Annotated in this window: 21 protein-coding genes; 11 read left to right on the forward strand and 10 right to left on the reverse strand. The window is 55.3% G+C overall.

What is annotated here, in order from left to right; genetic code table 11:
* Positions 1-45 precede the first annotated feature (45 nt).
* A complete protein-coding gene (locus N9C89_RS03965) occupies positions 46-771 on the forward strand; it encodes an esterase/lipase family protein (protein ID WP_263952541.1) in 726 nt (241 codons plus the stop codon).
* On the opposite strand, the gene N9C89_RS03970 is transcribed toward N9C89_RS03965, so the two are convergent.
* From N9C89_RS03970 to N9C89_RS03980, 3 genes are all read right to left on the reverse strand, one after another.
* Positions 772-1,851 carry a 5-(carboxyamino)imidazole ribonucleotide synthase gene (locus tag N9C89_RS03970; RefSeq protein WP_263952542.1) on the reverse strand — a complete coding sequence of 360 codons (1,080 nt, stop codon included), beginning with the start codon at positions 1,849-1,851 and terminating at the stop codon, positions 772-774.
* Entirely contained in the window at positions 1,844-2,332 is a 489-nt protein-coding gene (gene purE, locus N9C89_RS03975; RefSeq protein ID WP_263952543.1) for a 5-(carboxyamino)imidazole ribonucleotide mutase, read from the reverse strand. The genes N9C89_RS03970 and purE overlap by 8 nt, the downstream gene beginning before the upstream one ends.
* 75 nt (positions 2,333-2,407) lie before the next feature.
* A complete protein-coding gene (locus N9C89_RS03980) occupies positions 2,408-2,629 on the reverse strand; it encodes a YdcH family protein (RefSeq protein ID WP_263952544.1) in 222 nt (73 codons plus the stop codon).
* Between the two features lie 197 nt (positions 2,630-2,826).
* Here N9C89_RS03980 and N9C89_RS03985 point away from each other — a divergent pair, with 197 nt between their 5' ends.
* Both N9C89_RS03985 and N9C89_RS03990 read left to right on the forward strand, forming a co-directional pair.
* Entirely contained in the window at positions 2,827-3,240 is a 414-nt protein-coding gene (locus N9C89_RS03985; protein ID WP_263952545.1) for an Hsp20 family protein, read from the forward strand.
* A gap of 21 nt (positions 3,241-3,261) precedes the next feature.
* Entirely contained in the window at positions 3,262-3,486 is a 225-nt protein-coding gene (locus tag N9C89_RS03990) for a DUF1150 domain-containing protein (RefSeq protein ID WP_263952546.1), read from the forward strand.
* A 76-nt stretch (positions 3,487-3,562) separates the two neighbouring features.
* Here N9C89_RS03990 and N9C89_RS03995 read toward each other — a convergent pair whose 3' ends face one another.
* Together N9C89_RS03995 and trxB are read right to left on the reverse strand one after the other, a co-directional pair.
* Positions 3,563-5,269, reverse strand: a complete 1,707-nt coding sequence (locus tag N9C89_RS03995; RefSeq protein ID WP_263952547.1) for a bifunctional sulfate adenylyltransferase/adenylylsulfate kinase — start codon at positions 5,267-5,269, stop codon at positions 3,563-3,565.
* 261 nt (positions 5,270-5,530) lie between these two features.
* Positions 5,531-6,469, reverse strand: coding sequence for a thioredoxin-disulfide reductase (gene trxB, locus N9C89_RS04000; protein ID WP_263952548.1), 939 nt, complete (start codon positions 6,467-6,469; stop codon positions 5,531-5,533).
* A 262-nt stretch (positions 6,470-6,731) separates the two neighbouring features.
* Here trxB and N9C89_RS04005 point away from each other — a divergent pair, with 262 nt between their 5' ends.
* The gene (locus N9C89_RS04005; protein WP_263952549.1) at positions 6,732-7,232 is read left to right on the forward strand and encodes an Lrp/AsnC family transcriptional regulator; all 501 of its coding nucleotides are present in this window, start codon (positions 6,732-6,734) and stop codon (positions 7,230-7,232) included.
* A gap of 27 nt (positions 7,233-7,259) precedes the next feature.
* Here N9C89_RS04005 and N9C89_RS04010 read toward each other — a convergent pair whose 3' ends face one another.
* From N9C89_RS04010 to lgt, 4 genes are all read right to left on the reverse strand, one after another.
* On the reverse strand, positions 7,260-8,057 hold the full coding sequence (locus N9C89_RS04010) for a Hint domain-containing protein (protein WP_263952550.1): 798 nt from the start codon (positions 8,055-8,057) through the stop codon (positions 7,260-7,262).
* A 286-nt stretch (positions 8,058-8,343) separates the two neighbouring features.
* A complete protein-coding gene (gene pgeF / locus N9C89_RS04015; protein ID WP_263952551.1) occupies positions 8,344-9,099 on the reverse strand; it encodes a peptidoglycan editing factor PgeF in 756 nt (251 codons plus the stop codon).
* On the reverse strand, positions 9,096-10,184 hold the full coding sequence (locus N9C89_RS04020; RefSeq protein WP_263952552.1) for a class I SAM-dependent methyltransferase: 1,089 nt from the start codon (positions 10,182-10,184) through the stop codon (positions 9,096-9,098). Before N9C89_RS04020 ends, pgeF begins: the two co-directional genes overlap by 4 nt.
* Positions 10,181-11,098 (reverse strand): prolipoprotein diacylglyceryl transferase, encoded by a 918-nt coding sequence (lgt, locus tag N9C89_RS04025; protein ID WP_263952553.1) that lies wholly within the window; start codon positions 11,096-11,098, stop codon positions 10,181-10,183. Before lgt ends, N9C89_RS04020 begins: the two co-directional genes overlap by 4 nt.
* Positions 11,099-11,211: 113 nt before the next feature.
* On the opposite strand from lgt, the gene N9C89_RS04030 reads away from it, so the two are divergent.
* The 5 genes from N9C89_RS04030 (at position 11,212) to N9C89_RS04050 (ending at position 14,505) form a co-directional block, all read left to right on the forward strand.
* Positions 11,212-11,520, forward strand: a complete 309-nt coding sequence (locus N9C89_RS04030) for an accessory factor UbiK family protein (protein ID WP_263952554.1) — start codon at positions 11,212-11,214, stop codon at positions 11,518-11,520.
* A gap of 279 nt (positions 11,521-11,799) precedes the next feature.
* Positions 11,800-12,303 (forward strand): YbjN domain-containing protein, encoded by a 504-nt coding sequence (locus N9C89_RS04035; RefSeq protein WP_263952555.1) that lies wholly within the window; start codon positions 11,800-11,802, stop codon positions 12,301-12,303.
* A gap of 32 nt (positions 12,304-12,335) precedes the next feature.
* Positions 12,336-13,142 carry a pyrroline-5-carboxylate reductase gene (gene proC, locus N9C89_RS04040; protein ID WP_263952556.1) on the forward strand — a complete coding sequence of 269 codons (807 nt, stop codon included), beginning with the start codon at positions 12,336-12,338 and terminating at the stop codon, positions 13,140-13,142.
* Complete coding sequence (locus N9C89_RS04045) at positions 13,139-13,480, forward strand: tRNA-binding protein (protein ID WP_263952557.1); 342 nt, start codon at positions 13,139-13,141, stop codon at positions 13,478-13,480. The genes proC and N9C89_RS04045 overlap by 4 nt, the downstream gene beginning before the upstream one ends.
* A 68-nt stretch (positions 13,481-13,548) precedes the next feature.
* Positions 13,549-14,505 carry a 2-hydroxyacid dehydrogenase gene (locus N9C89_RS04050; RefSeq protein ID WP_263952558.1) on the forward strand — a complete coding sequence of 319 codons (957 nt, stop codon included), beginning with the start codon at positions 13,549-13,551 and terminating at the stop codon, positions 14,503-14,505.
* Here the strand turns inward: N9C89_RS04050 and N9C89_RS04055 are convergent.
* The gene (locus tag N9C89_RS04055) at positions 14,502-15,113 is read right to left on the reverse strand and encodes a thymidine kinase (protein ID WP_263952559.1); all 612 of its coding nucleotides are present in this window, start codon (positions 15,111-15,113) and stop codon (positions 14,502-14,504) included. The genes N9C89_RS04050 and N9C89_RS04055 overlap by 4 nt on opposite strands.
* A gap of 245 nt (positions 15,114-15,358) precedes the next feature.
* Here N9C89_RS04055 and N9C89_RS04060 point away from each other — a divergent pair, with 245 nt between their 5' ends.
* Positions 15,359-15,826 (forward strand): hypothetical protein, encoded by a 468-nt coding sequence (locus N9C89_RS04060; RefSeq protein ID WP_263952560.1) that lies wholly within the window; start codon positions 15,359-15,361, stop codon positions 15,824-15,826.
* Positions 15,819-16,520: an arsenical resistance protein ArsH gene (gene arsH / locus N9C89_RS04065; protein WP_263952561.1), complete on the forward strand. Its 702-nt coding sequence runs from the start codon at positions 15,819-15,821 to the stop codon at positions 16,518-16,520. The genes N9C89_RS04060 and arsH overlap by 8 nt, the downstream gene beginning before the upstream one ends.
* Positions 16,521-16,528: the final 8 nt, after the last annotated feature.

The following is a 16,528-nucleotide window of genomic DNA, read 5'->3' on the forward strand; positions in this document are numbered from 1 at the left end:
TCAACGCCCCTCGTAATTGCCGCGATGCATGGCTAAGCTTGGGGTATGAGATTTGTTTTTGCCTTTCTACTCGGCTTCGTCCCGTCACTTGCGCAGGCCGATTGCGTTGTGCTTTTGCACGGGCTGGCGCGGGGTGCCGGCTCTATGCTTGGGTTGGAATATGCTTTGCAATCAGCGGGATATCAGGTCGTAAACAACGGTTATCCGTCAACCTCCGCTGATGTACAAACTCTGGTGGACGAGGCTATTCCGCCCGCCGTTGAGGCTTGTGGCGACCAAACGGTGCATTTTGTGACCCATTCCATGGGCGGTATCCTCGTTCGCGCATGGCTAACCCAAAATCGCCCCAAAGATATGGGTCGCGTTGTAATGATGGGGCCGCCCAATCATGGCTCCGAACTCGTTGACATTTTTGGAGACTTTGAGCCGTTTCAGTGGATTAACGGCCCAGCAGGGCTTCAGCTTGGAACGGATGAGGACTCGGTCCCGTCGCAGCTAAGCTTCCCCGCCTTCGAGCTTGGCATCATAGCAGGGGACCTTTCACTCAACCCGATCTATTCCGCGCTCATTGAAGGGCCGGACGATGGCAAGGTTTCGGTTGAGAGCACGCGCCTTGTTGGCGCACGCGATCACATCGTACTCCCGGCCACCCATACATTTATGATGACCGACGCGTTGGTGATCTGGCAGGTGGTCGAGTTCCTCAAGACTGGCAGTTTTGACCGCGAAACAACTTGGACAGAAGCGGTCGAACATCTCCTGCTTGAGTGATCAGCCTGCTGATTTCTTGATCCGGTTGACGTGGCCCATTTTGCGGCCCGCTTTGACTTCGGCCTTGCCGTAAAGGTGTAGCGCCGCGTTCCCTTCAGCGGAAATCTCGGGGACCTTGTCCATATCATCGCCAATCAGGTTCAGCATCTCGACGTCGGCATGCCGCGTGCCATCGCCAAGCGGCCAGCCAGCCACGGCGCGAATATGCTGCTCGAACTGGTCAATCACACAGCCGTTCTGGGTCCAATGCCCTGAATTGTGCACACGCGGGGCGATTTCATTCACGATAAGCCCTTGCGGTGTAACGAAAAGCTCCACACCCATGACGCCTACATACTCAAGCGCATTGAGGATATTTGCAGTCAGGAGAACCGCATCCATCCGCTGGCTCGCGGTCAGGTTCGCTGGCACAGTGGTTGTGTGCAGAATGCCGTCGCGATGCACGTTTTCGCCGGGGTCAAAGCACGAAACCTGACCGGATGCAGATCGCGCACCAATGACAGAGACTTCGTGGCTGAAGTCAACAAACCCTTCAAGGATCGCGGGCGCGCCAGCCATATCTGCGAGCGCGTTGGCGGCATCTGCGGGTGATTTCAGGCGAGCTTGTCCTTTGCCGTCATAGCCGAAGCGGCGTGTTTTCAGAATCGCGGGCGTGCCGATTGCGGCAATCGCGCGGTCCAGATCTTCTGCCGTATCCACGGCCATATAGGGCGCAGTTTGCAGCCCCAGATCGCGGAGGAAATCTTTCTCGGTGATGCGGTCTTGGGACACGCGTAGCGCCTCGCGGCCGGGGCGGATCGGGCGCAACTTTTCGAGGTGGTTGAGTGCCTCTGTCGGGATGTTTTCAAACTCGTAGGTGATCACATCCACGGCCGAGGCAAAATCGGTGAGCGCACCAAGGTCGTCATAACCTGCTGTCGTAACCTGCGCGGCAACGTCGCCTGCAGGCGGATTGGCCCCCGGTTCAAAGATGTGCGTTTTGAAGCCGAGGCGAGAGGCCGCCACAGAGAGCATACGGCCAAGCTGTCCGCCACCCAGAATGCCGATGGTCGCGCCGGTTTGCAGGATGAAATCAGTCATCTTGTGGCTCGTCCGGAATCGAGGCAGCGAGGGCTTCACGCCAATCGTCAAGCCGCTCGGCAAGCGCGCTATCCTCATTGGCGAGGATACCTGCGGCCATCAAGCCAGCATTTGCCGCTCCTGCGGCGCCAATAGCCATCGTTGCAACAGGGAAACCTTTGGGCATCTGGACGATGGAGTACAGGCTATCAACGCCTGAAAGCGCCTTGGTCTGAACAGGAACGCCAACAACTGGCACACGTGTTTTGCTGGCCATCATGCCGGGCAAATGTGCCGCGCCGCCAGCGCCCGCGATGATGACTTTGAGGCCGCGCTTCGCAGCGGTTTTGCCGTAGGACCAAAGGCGATCCGGTGTGCGGTGGGCCGATACGATCTTTTTCTCATAAGGCACGCCCAATTCATCAAGAATTTCGGCTGCAAGCTTCATCACAGGCCAGTCGCTCTGGCTTCCCATGATGATTCCAACTTTTACATCTGTCATAGTATTCCCGTCGCAGGGTTAAAGTGCCGTAAACGGCGGCGGCAATCGAAGCGGCACTATAGCTATCTCGTACCGCTAGGCAATGATATCAGGGGTTAGTTCGTCCTCGATTGCGCGAATTTGGTCTTTGAGAGCCAGTTTTTGGCGCTTCAGGCGGCGAACTTGTAGCGGATCGGTCGACCGTTTCTCCTCCAGCGCCTGAATCGCAGCGTCTAGGTCGCGGTGTTCCTGTGTGAGAACTGAGAGCTTCACACGCAGGACCTCTTCATGAGACATTTCAGCAGAGTTTTCGGTCATAGTGTTCGTACGAGTCGCTCGTTAACTTTCGTTAAAACTAGCCCATATCGTGAGCGGCGGAAAGAAAATAGGGATGCTGCCGAAGGTGATGCGCCCGAACCCTTGCGACTCAGCCTGTGCCTCCCCATATTGAAAGAGAACGGTCGCCGGATGGTCGGGGCCTGCTTTGGACAGTCGCTTTTGAAAAGGACGCGTCGATGACGAAACTTACACTTGGATCGCACCCATTCCTATTGGGGTTCGATCAGCTTGAACGCCTCGTGGAACGGACCGCAAAGTCTGGTAACGATGGCTATCCTCCTTTTAACATTGAACAAACGAGCGATAACAGCTACCGCATTACGCTTGCTGTTGCTGGGTTTGCGGATGACGATCTATCGATCACGGTCGAGGACAAACAGCTTGTTGTGCGTGGCCGTCAGAGCGAAGACAGCGAGGGGCGTATCTTCTTGCATCGCGGAATTGCCGCACGTCAGTTCCAAAAAAGCTTTGTGCTTGCAGAAGGGGTTGAAGTTGGCGGCGCCAAGACCGAAAACGGCCTCCTGCACATTGATCTGACTCGGTCCGTGCCGGATTCGATCGTTCAGACGATCAAAATTAACAAAGGTTAAGAGTAGGAAAAGGGCTTGAAAATGCACACTAAATTCCAATTGCCCGACGCTGACAGCCGGATCGTATATGTCCGCGCTGTTGATGTGGCCGACCTTCCTCAGGATATCCGTGACGAGATTCCCGATGTGGATCAGGTCTATTCGGTTCATAAAGCAGATGGCGAGCAGCTTGCATTGGTAAACGACCGTCGTACGGCGTTTTTCCTCGCACGCGAGCATGACTATACGCCAATGACGGTACACTAACCGTCGCAAACATAATCGGAAAACAAGAAGGGCGCAGCCGAAGCTACGCCCTTTTTTGATGCTTTGTTACGCTTGGTTAGGCTTTGATCAAGCCGAGGCTTTCCAGCTTGAGAATGACCTGATGCGCGCAGTTGTCGACATCCACATTCTCTGTTTCTACTGAAAGTTCTGGGTTCTCAGGAACGTCATATGGGTCTGAAATACCTGTGAACTCTTTGATCTTGCCTTCGCGCGCAAGCTTGTAGAGACCTTTACGGTCGCGGCGTTCGCACTCTTCGATACTGGTTGCCACGTGCACTTCAACGAAGGCTCCGAATTGCTCGATATCTTCGCGAACAGCGCGGCGGGTTGTGGCGTAAGGTGCTATTGGCGCACAGATTGCGATACCACCGTTTTTCGTAATCTCGCTTGCAACATAACCGATGCGACGAATGTTCAGATCGCGGTGTTCTTTGCTGAAGCCAAGCTCGCTGGAGAGGTTTTTCCGCACGATATCGCCGTCAAGCAGCGTTACGGGGCGGCCGCCCATTTCCATCAGCTTGACCATAAGCGCGTTAGCGATGGTCGATTTACCGGAACCGGAGAAGCCGGTGAAGAATACGGTAAAGCCTTGTTTTGCCCGTGGTGGACGGGTGCGGCGTAGTTCTTTCACAACGGATGGGAAGCTGAACCACTCTGGAATTTCCAGACCTTCGGCCAAACGACGGCGCAGTTCTGTGCCCGAGATATTAAGGACAGTTACGCCCTCTTCGATCTCGTCGGCGGGCTCGTATTGCGCGCGTTCCTGCACATAAACCATGTGTTTGAAGTCGACCATTTCGATGCCCATTTCTTCCTGATGCTCGCGGAAGAGGTCTTGTGCATCATATGGGCCGTAGAAATCTTCGCCGGCGGAGTTTTTGCCGGGACCAGCGTGGTCGCGGCCAACGATGAAGTGGGTTACGCCGTGGTTTTTACGGATCAGGCCGTGCCAAACAGCTTCGCGCGGGCCAGCCATACGCATAGCGAGGTTTAGCAAGCTCATGCTTGTTGTCGATGCTGGGTACTGGTCGAGTACGGCTTCGTAGCAACGCACGCGGGTGAAGTGATCAATGTCGCCCGGTTTGGTCAGACCCACAACAGGGTGAATCAACAGGTTGGCCTGTGCTTCCTTCGCGGCGCGGAACGTGAGTTCTTGGTGTGCACGGTGCAGCGGGTTGCGGGTTTGGAAGGCAACGATCTTGCGCCAGCCCATTTTGCGGAAATACGCGCGGAGCTCGTTTGGCGTGTCGCGGCGTGCGCGGAAATCATAGTGAACAGGCTGTTGGATGCCGGTGACCGGGCCGCCGAGGTAAACTTTTCCAGCTTGGTTGTGCAGGTAATTCACGGCAGGGTGGGCGGAATCATCGGCGCCGAATACTTTCTCGGCTTCGCGCGCTTTGTTCGGCACCCAGTTGTCAGTGACTGTCATTGTGGCGAGGATCACGCCTTCTTGGTCACGCAGGGCGATGTCTTGTCCGGCCTCAAGGCCAGCAGCAAACTCTTCGCTCACGTCAAGTGTGATGGGCATGGGCCAAAGGCTTCCATCGGTCAAACGCATTGTCTCTACAACAGAGTTGTAGTCCTCTTCGGTGAGGAACCCTTTTAGCGGGTTGAAGCCGCCATTCATCAGAAGCTCCAGATCGCAAATCTGACGCGGTGTCAGATCCCACGACACGAGGTCGGCTGCTTCGAGTTTCAGTTTTTGGGCGCTGTCATAGGAGACATAAAGCTCTGGAATGGGCGCAAGAGGCGTTTGAGACATGGCGGTTATGGTCCAAATTAAGAAAGCCCCGATAATTGGGGCGCATAAGGTTTGACGCGGCATAGCCCGTAAAAAGGACGATATTCAAGTTGTCCGTGGGCTTTTTAGAAATTTTAGGCGGAAATCGTTCGAATTGCAGGGATTATGGGAAGAATTTCCGAAAGTTGCAATTGTTCTGAAACCCGCTGAAGAAATAATTGGGTCTTTATGTGCTTGCGGCAGCGCTTGGCCCCCACAAGCGGGTTCATATGGCGTTAAAATTTACGCTTCGGCGAGGAATCGTTCGGCCTCCAATGCGGCCATACACCCCATTCCCGCCGAGGTCACAGCTTGACGGTATTTATGATCCGTCAGGTCGCCCGCGGCAAAGATGCCTGGGATAGAAGTTTCTGTGCTGTCCGGCTTTGTCACAACATAGCCGCCCATGTGGGTTTCCAACACGTCCTTCACCAATTCGTTGCTAGGTGCGTGGCCGATGGCAACGAACACACCCTTACACGGAATTTCGGTGATCTCGCCTGTCTTGGTGTTCTTGGTGCGCACACCAGTTACGCCCAGTGGATTTTCATCCCCAACCACTTCAACAAGTTCATTGAACCAAAGTGGCTCGATCTTCTCGTTCTTCTCGAGTCGGTCGATCAGGATTTTCTCGGCGCGGAGTTCGTCGCGGCGGTGAACAAGTGTTACCTTGCTGGCAAAATTGGTGAGGAAGAGGGCCTCTTCAACGGCGGTGTTGCCGCCCCCGATCACAACGATCTCTTCGCCGCGATAGAAGAACCCATCACAGGTTGCACAGGCAGATACGCCGAAGCCTTTGAACTTTTCTTCGCTCTCAAGGCCAAGCCATTTTGCCCGTGCACCGGTTGCAAGAATAACGGCGTCAGCGGTGTAAACTGTGCCGGAGTCGCCAACGGCGGTGAAGGGGCGTTTGCTTGTGTCGAGGCTTAGAATGATGTCGCCGATGATTTCTGTTCCCATCGCGCGCGCGTGGGCTTCCATGTTCACCATCAGGTCGGGACCTTGAATTTCTGTGTGCCCCGGCCAGTTCTCGACCTCTGTCGTCGTGGTGAGCTGGCCACCTGGCTCAATGCCCTGCACAAGGATCGGCGAAAGCATGGCGCGGCTCGCATAAACCCCCGCTGTATAGCCTGCAGGGCCAGAACCAATAATCAAAACTTTTGTGTGACGTGTATCGGCCATCGGGGCCCCCGTTCTCTCGAATCAAAATCTGTTACATGCGCGAATTTCGGCGCGGCCTTTTCAACGCGTCGCATACATATAGAGATGCGAAACCCTTCCGAAAACCCTTGAGTTTGCGAATGTCATGAGCGTTGTTTTTGTGTTGGTTTCGGTTCGATTGTTGCTGAGGTGTGAAATTTTATTGCGCGTAGCTGGCGGGTCGCGTACGATTGCGCAAGTTCACTGGCCTTGCGCCGTATTGCCCATATCTTCAGGAGTTGCCATGCCCGTTGCCAAGCTCGACCCGATTGATCGCAAAATTCTTGCCGAGCTTCAGGCCGATGGTCGTATGACCAACGTGGAGCTTGCAAAACGCGTTGGTATTTCGGCGCCGCCGTGTTTGCGCCGCGTGCGTACGCTTGAGGATGAAGGCTATATTCGCGGCTATCACGCTGACGTTCATTCTCGTGCTTTGGGCTTTGAGGTGCTGGTCTTTGCGATGGTCGGGTTACAGTCTCAGGCCGAGTCTGATTTGGCCGCCTTTGAGGCGCTCTGTCAGGAGTGGCCGCTGGTGCGGGAGTGCCATATGCTGAACGGTGAGGTGGATTTTATCCTTAAATGCGCGGCGCCGGACCTCTCCACATTCCAGAGCTTTCTGACGGGCGAACTGCTCAAGGCACATAACGTAGCCAGCGTTAAAACATCCTTGGTTATTCGCGGTGCCAAAGATGAGCCGGGTGTTCCCTTTGAAGTCCTCGAAGAGCGTTTGGCGCGCGAGGCATAACGCCCCGCTTTGCGCAAACCCTATGCGTCAAGCTGCGGAATAGGCCGAGACACCCGCCTGCATTTCCTCGAAAGACAGTCGCGGTAAGCATTGCGGGCCGAAATCACTCATCTTTTCCACATGCGGGAACATCTCGAGAAAGAGTTCTTCCATTTCGTGGGTCAGGCTCATCGCGGCGTCATCGCCCGGATGATAGCTCTCAAGCTCAAGTCCGTTGATGCGGATGATGTGATGCTCGGCAAAGCCAATGTGATAAGTTTTGACGGGTGAAACAGGGGTGATGCCAATTACGGTCTCGCTGTTCTCCATCGCACGGATCGGAGCGAGCACCTTACCCTTTGCGCGGTTATGCATTGGCATGCGCGCAGCAGGGCCGACCATCAGATCAGGCATCGGACGACCAAGACCAAAGCTATCGGGCGCGATCCGAGTCAGTTTCCCCATCTCTTCGGCCTGATTGCCCGACATAACGAGGCGCTGTGGTACAATCATTGTGCTGCCAATCCACAAAACTTCCTGAAAACCGTCGTCCACAGTTTGAACTTTGCATCCCGGTAGAAGGTCTTCAACGGAGGTCGGGCCGACATCTGTGTGAAGAATCCCGCCATGTGCAACAGCAGAGAAAGCCTCCTCAAACAAAGGCAAGGAGGGGGCGACTTTGGTGAAGTTGTCGATAAGCCCGTTCGGATCAAGGCAAGCGATCTCGAAGCGGCGCATCGGTGCGGAAGAACGAGGGTCCAGCCTATCAGGGCGTGGTCTTAATGCGGATTGTGTGGGTGTTCTAAGTCTCGCCGCGCTGGCAGACGCGGCATGATGGGGTCTCATAGTAACGTCCTCTCGAACATTAAATGTTGGCCCCCACCGAGGATTAGAAACACCTATCAATGTGTCAATTTTGAGGAGTAGCAGGAGAGTTCCTGTATTGTAAGTTATTCAACCAATAATGATGTTGTTGCGCGGATATTGTTTCCGGTCGAGCTTCAATATTTACGGAATATGGCGTGCGCGCGGCGGGCTTGATGTCCGAATTTCCCAAGAATCAAAGGCTGGTCAGGCGTCAGAAGCCTGTTTCCAAAGTCGAGCCAATCAGGGATTCGACTGCAATATTGTTTCAGAGTCGAATGCAGGAAATCAGACGCCCGTAATCGGCCTCTTTTTTATGGGTCGCGCGGCGGTAGGAATAAAACCGATCCGCATCCGCATATGTGCAATGGCCGGTGTATTCTGCCTCGCCAATCCCTGCTTTTCGCAGGCAATAGAGGCCAAATCCAGGGAGGTTGAAATGCATCCGATCATCTTGGCCTTGGGCGAAAAAGCGGCTGTATTCAACGTCATGAGACATGAACTCGTCAGAGAATTCCGGCCCGACTTCATAGGCTGCCTGACTGATGCAAGGGCCGATAACCGCAACCGTGTTGTCGCGGTCCGCACCGAGGGTCTCCATCGCATCAAGTGTTGCGTCTAAAACGCCGTTGAGCGCGCCCTTCCAACCTGCGTGCGCCGCAGCAACGACGCCAGCGTCGTAATCGGCGAAAAGCACGGGTTGGCAATCTGCTGTGAGAATCGCGAGCGCAATATCCGGTGATTTGGTAACGATCGCGTCCGCCTTTGCCGGTGCGGGGCTGGCATCCTCGGCTATGTGAACATCGGCGGAATGCACTTGATGTACACCGCAGAGATGGCTTGTCGGAACCTGCATAGCCTCCGCGACGCGCGCGCGGTTGATCGCAACGATATCAGCCTGATCGGACGATCCAGTGCCACAATTCAACCCTGCGAAAACGCCAGAAGACGCGCCGCCTTTACGAGTGAAGAACCCGTGGCGCAGAGGGGCGAGGCTGTCACTTGTGAGGATTTCGAGCGTCATGTTTGCAATCCGGGCGGCGGGCTGAATCGGCCGTCATAGAGGGCGAGTATCTTGAAGAGGTTCCCCATTTCATCGGGGTGGGTCAAGCGCCGATGTGCGGCGATGTGGTTTTCAAGCGCTTCGCCGGAAAGAGCCTGAGCCAATTGCTGCGCGCGGTGCGTAATCCCGAGGCGTTCAAGAAACACGCCCTGTGGAATCATTGCCGTGGCAGCGCAGGATGCGGCCCCTTGCACGGCATTTGCCAGAGCAGCGAAATCGACATGCGCGGTAAGATCGGCTTGGCCGGGTGTTGTAAGGGGCGATGTTTTCTTGTGGGATTTCACGGCTTGGAACGTATCGCCGTAGCTTGCCCAATCGCCATAATCGATAATGAGTGCAGCGCCGCCGTGATCAGAGATATGGGTGCCAATTTCGCTGGCGATGGCCTCGGCAGCGGCGCAAATCTCAACGAGTTGCCCTTGCTCGGTCTCGGCGAGCCGCCCTGAGAGAGCCGGGACTTCGGCTGGGTCACCAGCGCCAAATGCAAGCTTACCATCGACCAAGCCAACACGCCGCTCGCGCCATGCATCACCTTCATCGCGCAGGAATTGGCGAATGGGGAGGGCATCGAAAAATTCGTTTGCCACAAGGAAAAGCGGCAGATCGGGCAGGGTAGAAAGCTGGTAGTGCCAGTCAATCTTGTGGCCGCTCAAAGCCTCGGCTTGCGCGGAACGGAGCGTATCTGACGCCTCGATAAGATGAATGCGCGCTGCGGCGTGAAAACCTGGCACAGAGGCCGTGGCGCGCAGAATGTCGGCCATGAGTGTTCCACGACCGGGGCCAAGTTCGGCGAGGGCAAAGGGGGCGGGTGCACCATGATCAAGCCACGTCTGGGCAAGGCACAGGCCGATCAACTCGCCGAACATCTGCGAAATTTCCGGCGCTGTTGTGAAGTCTCCTGACGCGCCAAGCGGATCGCGTGTTGTGTAATATCCAAGCGTCGGATGAAGCAGGCACTCGCTCATGTAATCCGCGATTGTGAGCGGCCCGTTGGCGAGGATCCGCGCCTTTAAGTGCTCGGTCAGGTCTTTGGGCGTGTCGGTCATGCGCGCTCTTTCGAGGGAGCTTTGCGCATTGCATAAACGATGAGCGCCACACCAACGAGGATCATCGGCACCGAAAGTTCTTGCCCGCGTGTGAGGCCCCACTCTCCGAGTTGAAGCGCATATCCGTTGGGGTTTGTCGCCGTTACAAATTGGCTGTCTGGCTGGCGGACAAATTCAACAACGAACCGCGCTGCGCCATATCCGATCAGGAAAACTCCAAACGTTAGGCCGGGCATCTTCAGGCTTTTCCGGCGGAAGACCAGCCAGAGCAGAAGCGCCCCCAATACCAAACCTTCAAGCGCGGCTTCATATAGTTGGCTTGGATGGCGGGCGCAGAACCCACCAGCAATTTCACCAATGGTCCCCGGGCAATAATTCGCTTCCGACCCAGGAAAGATCACGCCCCAAGGAACGTCAGTTGGCCGACCCCAAAGCTCTGCATTGATGAAATTTGCAAGCCGTCCAAGCAGAAAGCCGATGGGTGCGGACATTGTCAGGACATCCGCGAGGTTGAGGCGGGGTGTGTTGTTGCGAATGGCGAATACCCAAGACACAACCACAACCCCAAGGAAGCCGCCGTGAAACGACATGCCGCCTTGCCAGAACATCAGAATTTCTTGTGGATTCGCGATGTAGTATGCGGGCTGATAGAACAGGACATACCCAAGCCTCCCGCCCAGAACGACACCGATGATGATCCACGTTAGCAGGTCTTCGGCCTTGGCTGGCTCCATGATCGGGGTGTCATTCGGCCAAAGCGCAGGCCTCTTGAGTGCGGCCACGACCAACCGCCAAGCGATCAGGATGCCGACGATATAAGCCAATGCATACCAGCGCAGCGCGAGCGTGAACCCTCCGATTGAAAACGAAAAGAGTTCGGGCGAAATATCGGGGAATGGTAAAGCAGCCAGCATGCGCCTATCTGCCTCGCTCAAATCGGGGAAGTCAAGCTTGCGATTTTGCGGAGTTGCCCCCATATAGTTTGCAACAGACAAATTTATTCGCAGCAGCCCGCTAAGGAGCACCCATGCAGACGCGCAACAAGATTTTTGACGATATCTCGCAACTGATGACCAATGCCGTCGGCGTGGCACAAGGTGCGCGGGACGAAGCGGAAACTGCGATGAAGGGCTTTTTTGACCGTTGGATGGCAGACCGCGATTTCGTGTCGCGCGAGGAGTTTGATGCGGTGCGCGCCATGGCGCAAAAAGCCCGCGAAGAGAACGAAGCCCTGAAGGCACGTCTTGATGCGCTGGAGACTGTTCCAGCGAAAAAGCCTGCGGCTAAGAAAACAACGCGCAAGGCGGCTCCCAAAAAGGATTCGGACAAAGCGTAACCGAATATCACCGCTATTTTGACTGTTTGAGGCGTCCTTTTCGGGCGCCTTTTGCGTTTCTGGGCGACTCTCGCCGAATATGCGCAATATATAGCGTTTTTTGCGCCGTCATCGGCGCGTTATCCACAACTTATTGATATATCCACAGATATTTTCCTTTACAGGGCCACCTCCATCGCACACCATATTTAGTGTAAGGGCAGGGTGCCTCCCCTTTAATTTGTGTAGGCGCCGAATACTTGCGGCAAACGCGGGCAGAACAACAATCGAGGCTGGGCAATGTCACTCACGGAAGACTTTTTTGGCAGCGACGATATCCACCCGATTGATATGGTCGAAACCCTCGCGCAACATCATGCATGGGAGTTTGACCGCGTCGCCGACGACCAGATTGCAATGGCCGTTGAAGGGCAGTGGCGCACATATTCGATAACTCTGGCATGGTCCCCGCAGGATGAAACGCTTCGCCTGATTTGCACCTTCGAGATGGACCCGCCAGAGGAGAAGCTGCCGAAGTTCTTCGAGATGCTGAACCTTGTGAACGATGGCTGTTGGGCGGGCGCTTTCACCTATTGGCACGAGCAGCGGTTGATGGTCTATCGCTATGGTCTTGTCCTGTCGGGCGGGCAGCAAGCTGGCGTTGAGCAGATTGATACGCTGATCTCGGCGGCGGTCATGTCGTCCGAACGATATTACCCTGCATTCCAACTGGTGAACTGGGGCAATCAATCGCCCGAAGAAGCGATGCAAGTTGCCATTGCAGAGGCTTACGGACGGGCCTAGTCTCTCTCGCGAACGTAAGAGGGAGAGCTTTCATGCAAGAGATCAAAAGCCGCGGCATCGTCCTATTGGGATGTGGAAAGATGGGGTCTGCGATGCTTGCAGGGTGGCTTGAGAATGGCCTCACCGCGGATTCGGTTTGGATACTCGACCCAAATCCTTCGGACTGGGTCCAATCGCTTGGCGCACATGTAAACGAAGGCGTGCCAGAAAATCCGGCGGTGGTTTTGATCGCGGTTAAACCGCAAATGATGCAAGACGCGCTTCCAACTCTGAAACCTCTAGGGAATGGCGAGACACTGTTTGTTTCGGTTGCTGCAGGTTGCACCATTGCAAGTTATGAGGCGGTGTTGGGCGCACAAACACCAATCATTCGCGCGATGCCGAATACGCCCGCTGCAGTTGGGCGCGGAATAACTGCGCTTGTCGCCAATGCACACGCGAGTAGCGCGCAGCTCGATGCCGCAGACTCCCTGCTTGCGGCCGTGGGCCAAACGGTTCGCCTTGATGACGAAAGTCAGATGGATGCGGTTACGGCGGTGTCTGGGTCTGGGCCAGCTTATGTATTCCACCTCATAGAAACGCTGGCAAAGGCGGGCGAGCTTGAAGGGCTGCCCCCTGAATTGGCGATGAAGCTGGCCAAAGCAACCGTTGGCGGCGCTGGGCAACTGGCCGAAGACGCAAGCGAAACGCCAAGCGAGCTGCGTGTGAATGTGACCAGTCCAGCGGGAACAACTGCTGCTGCACTTGAGGTCTTGATGGATGAGGAAAGCGGGTTCCCCGATCTCCTTGCCCGCGCAGTCAAAGCTGCTGCTGACCGTAGTCGTGAGTTGGCGCAATGAGCGAGGCCATCTCGTTTGACGACTTCCTCAAGGTCGATATTCGTAAAGGCACTGTTGTTAAGGCTGAACAGTTCCCAGAAGCGCGCAAGCCTGCGATCAAGATTTGGGTAGATTTTGGCGATGAGATTGGCATCAAGAAATCCAGCGCTCAGATCACGGTGCATTACAACCCGGATGCGTTGATCGGCAAAGAGGTGATGGCGGTGGTTAACTTTCCGCCGCGCCAAATCGGCAAATTCATGTCCGAAATCCTCGTTCTTGGTGTGCCGGATGAGGCTGGCGAAGTCGTTTTGATCGGGCCAGACCAAACAGTGCCCAACGGCGCAAGGCTCTTTTGATATCTTTCGCGTTGCGGTAGCCTGCGCGCGACCCATAATAATACCGCCCTATAACCTATAGGAATAAAATGAAGAAAATCCTGATCACCCGTATCCTACCTGATAAAGTCCTTGATGCTGCACGCGCCAAATTTGATGTGACCGTGCGCGATGACGTTACTCCGCTGAATGTGAACGAAGCCGCCGATGCGCTTCAAACATACGACGGTATTCTACCCACGCTTGGCGATGCCTTCGACGCAACTTGCTTTGAGCAAGCAGGCAAACCGCGCTGCAAGATTTTGGCGAACTTTGGTGTGGGGTATAACCATATCGATGCCACCGCTGCGGCAAAAGCGGGGGTTTTTGTCAGTAACACACCTGGGGCCGTGACGGACGCCACAGCCGACATCGCCATGACGCTGCTCTTGATGACCGCGCGGCGAGCTTCTGAAGGGGAGCGCATCACCCGTGCTGGCGGTTGGAAGGGCTGGGGGCCCGTTCAGATGCTCGGCACACATGTTACCGGCAAGACGGTCGCGATCATCGGCATGGGCCGGATCGGCAAGGCCATCGCCAAACGCTGCCACTACGGCTTTGACATGAACGTTGTGTTCTACAACCGCTCAATTGTGCAAGAACCGGGTGTTCCTGCCGAACAGATGCCAACGCTTGAAGCAGCACTTGGCGCTGCCGATTTTGTGGTTGTTGCTGTTCCTGGAAGCAAGGAAACGCATCACCTCATCGATGGCAATGCGTTCCGCGATATGAAATCGACGGGCATATTTATCAATATCTCCCGTGGGGACGTGGTTGATGAGCCTGCTTTGATTTCCGCTCTTCAGAACAAGGTGATCCACGCGGCGGGACTTGATGTGTACGAGCAGGAGCCGTTCGTTCCGGAGGCTTTGCGTGCTCTGGATAACGTAACGCTGTTGCCGCATCTTGGCACGGCGGCGCTCGAAGTGCGCGAAAACATGGGAATGATGGCGCTGGATAACCTGATTGCCGCGCTTGACGGCAAGGCGCCGCCCAACAAAGTCTAAGCGCTTTTGGCGCGGGGGAGGCTGGTGACGTTTTCGCCCATCGCCTCGCGCCAATGCCGACGGCATAGCGAGACATAGGTTTCATTGCCGCCAATCTGAACTTGCGCGCCTTCGCGCAATACGTTCCCTGCATCATCTTGGCGCACAACCATCGTGGCCTTCTTTCCGCAATGACAAATTGTGCGCGCCTCACGCATTTCATCGGCGAGCGCAAGCAGTGCCGCTGATCCGGGGAACAACGCCCCCTGAAAATCCACACGCAGCCCATAGCACATCACTGGAACACCAAGGTCATCCACCACGCGGGCCAATTGCCAAACCTGATCTTGTTCAAGGAACTGCGCTTCGTCGATAAACACGCATGCACAGGGGCCAACCGCAAGTCTCGTCTTGATCTTGGCAAAAAGGTCTTCGCCCGTTTCGAATGTATCCGCTGGTTCGCCGATCCCGATCCGCGAGGCAATGCGCCCTTCACCTGCCCGATTGTCAAACCGCGCCGTGAGCAGATAGGTCTGCATCCCGCGTTCGATATAGTTGTGGGAGGCTTGCAGCAAAATCGTCGATTTCCCTGCATTCATTGTCGAGTAATGGAAGTAAAGCTTGGCCATGTCGGACCCTAGCGCGCACCCGAAAGTCGGGCAAGATCGAGAGGGCAAAATGCTGTGGATAAAGGCGCGAAAATTAACTTCGGGATCATGTGGAGAGGCCGCGAAGCATAGGCAGGTGCGGGGAGGGGGAAACCCGCAAAAACGCTTCATGACCCCTCGGTCCTGTTATGACATTGCCTTTCGCGCGGCATAATGGGAATGTTTGTCGACAGTTCCCCGTAAAAGTCACGAAGGGCACAGCGCATATGAGTATCGTGTCGAGCTATTTGAAAAAACATACAGAATCCCTAGTCAAAGACGTTGGTGTCGAGGCTGCTTGCAAGGTTACGGGAAAGTCCAAGGCAACGCTGGGCCGGTATTATTCCGACCATGACGACCACGCCGAACGTTTCATGCCCATTGATGCCGTGGCCGCTCTTGAGCAGGTAGCAAGCTTTCCGCATGTGACGAGCGCGCTATCGGAACTCAAGGGGATTACGCTGTCCTACGACCAAACACGCCGCAACGCACCCAGCGGCGGAGTCAACGGCGATGTAATCGCTCTTTCGCAGCGATTTGCGATGTTGATGGCGGAATATACGCTGTCGGTTGAGGACGGCAAAATCACGATCAGCGAAGCCAAGCGTTTGTTGCGGGAAACACTGGAACTCCAGAAGGTTTTGCTTGATATGAAGCTCAACCTTGAACATGAAGTGAGTAATCCTGATGGCTGATATTCCGCAAGTCGACCTCAATCACCTTGGCAAAATCGACATTGATGCCCTTAAATCCGCCGATGATGACGGCCACGCGCCACGGATTTTGCTGCTCTATGGCAGCCTGCGCGACGTTAGCTACTCGCGTAAATCTGTTGAGGAAGCTGCGCGCATCTTGAGCCATTTGGGTGCGGAAACCAAAATTTATGACCCGCGCGGCCTGCCGTTTCCAGAGGATGACAATGATGATCATCCCAAAGTGGTTGAACTGCGCGAATTGGCAAATTGGTCCGAGGGAATGGTCTGGAGCAGCCCGGAGCGGCACGGAACAATGTCCGGTATCCTCAAGACACAGGTTGATTGGCTTCCGCTCAAAATGGGCGGAGTGCGTCCGACACAGGGTAAAACGCTGGCACTGATGCAGGTAAGTGGCGGCTCACAGAGCTTTAACGCGGTCAATCAAATGCGGATTTTGGGACGGTGGATGCGCATGATTACGATCCCGAACCAATCTTCAATCGCTAAGGCGTGGCTCGAATTTGACGGCGAACGGCTTAATGCGGGCCCATTTTATAACCGTGTTGTTGATGTGATGGAGGAACTTTTCAAGTTTACCGTCATGACACGCGGGCGCTCGGACTATTTGACGGATCGCTATTCCGAGCGCGTTGAAAGCGCCGAAGAATTGAGCGCGCGGGTTTCCAAGAAATAGTTCGGTTC

The sequence above is a fragment of the Halocynthiibacter sp. SDUM655004 genome (assembly GCF_026015885.1).
Classification (GTDB): Bacteria; Pseudomonadota; Alphaproteobacteria; order Rhodobacterales; family Rhodobacteraceae; genus Falsihalocynthiibacter; species Falsihalocynthiibacter halioticoli.

Coding starts and splice junctions, on each gene's coding strand:
- proC (WP_263952556.1), top strand. CDS start 12,336: ATGCAAGAGATCAAAAGCCGCGGCATCGTCCTATTGGGATGTGGAAAG.
- N9C89_RS04005 (WP_263952549.1), top strand. CDS start 6,732: ATGCCCGTTGCCAAGCTCGACCCGATTGATCGCAAAATTCTTGCCGAG.
- N9C89_RS03995 (WP_263952547.1), bottom strand. CDS start 5,269: ATGTCTCAAACGCCTCTTGCGCCCATTCCAGAGCTTTATGTCTCCTAT.
- N9C89_RS04010 (WP_263952550.1), bottom strand. CDS start 8,057: ATGAGACCCCATCATGCCGCGTCTGCCAGCGCGGCGAGACTTAGAACA.
- N9C89_RS03985 (WP_263952545.1), top strand. CDS start 2,827: ATGACGAAACTTACACTTGGATCGCACCCATTCCTATTGGGGTTCGAT.
- N9C89_RS03990 (WP_263952546.1), top strand. CDS start 3,262: ATGCACACTAAATTCCAATTGCCCGACGCTGACAGCCGGATCGTATAT.
- N9C89_RS04060 (WP_263952560.1), top strand. CDS start 15,359: ATGAGTATCGTGTCGAGCTATTTGAAAAAACATACAGAATCCCTAGTC.
- trxB (WP_263952548.1), bottom strand. CDS start 6,469: ATGGCCGATACACGTCACACAAAAGTTTTGATTATTGGTTCTGGCCCT.
- N9C89_RS04030 (WP_263952554.1), top strand. CDS start 11,212: ATGCAGACGCGCAACAAGATTTTTGACGATATCTCGCAACTGATGACC.
- N9C89_RS03970 (WP_263952542.1), bottom strand. CDS start 1,851: ATGACTGATTTCATCCTGCAAACCGGCGCGACCATCGGCATTCTGGGT.
- N9C89_RS04055 (WP_263952559.1), bottom strand. CDS start 15,113: ATGGCCAAGCTTTACTTCCATTACTCGACAATGAATGCAGGGAAATCG.
- N9C89_RS03980 (WP_263952544.1), bottom strand. CDS start 2,629: ATGACCGAAAACTCTGCTGAAATGTCTCATGAAGAGGTCCTGCGTGTG.
- N9C89_RS04020 (WP_263952552.1), bottom strand. CDS start 10,184: ATGACCGACACGCCCAAAGACCTGACCGAGCACTTAAAGGCGCGGATC.
- pgeF (WP_263952551.1), bottom strand. CDS start 9,099: ATGACGCTCGAAATCCTCACAAGTGACAGCCTCGCCCCTCTGCGCCAC.
- arsH (WP_263952561.1), top strand. CDS start 15,819: ATGGCTGATATTCCGCAAGTCGACCTCAATCACCTTGGCAAAATCGAC.
- lgt (WP_263952553.1), bottom strand. CDS start 11,098: ATGCTGGCTGCTTTACCATTCCCCGATATTTCGCCCGAACTCTTTTCG.
- purE (WP_263952543.1), bottom strand. CDS start 2,332: ATGACAGATGTAAAAGTTGGAATCATCATGGGAAGCCAGAGCGACTGG.
- N9C89_RS04050 (WP_263952558.1), top strand. CDS start 13,549: ATGAAGAAAATCCTGATCACCCGTATCCTACCTGATAAAGTCCTTGAT.
- N9C89_RS04035 (WP_263952555.1), top strand. CDS start 11,800: ATGTCACTCACGGAAGACTTTTTTGGCAGCGACGATATCCACCCGATT.
- N9C89_RS03965 (WP_263952541.1), top strand. CDS start 46: ATGAGATTTGTTTTTGCCTTTCTACTCGGCTTCGTCCCGTCACTTGCG.
- N9C89_RS04045 (WP_263952557.1), top strand. CDS start 13,139: ATGAGCGAGGCCATCTCGTTTGACGACTTCCTCAAGGTCGATATTCGT.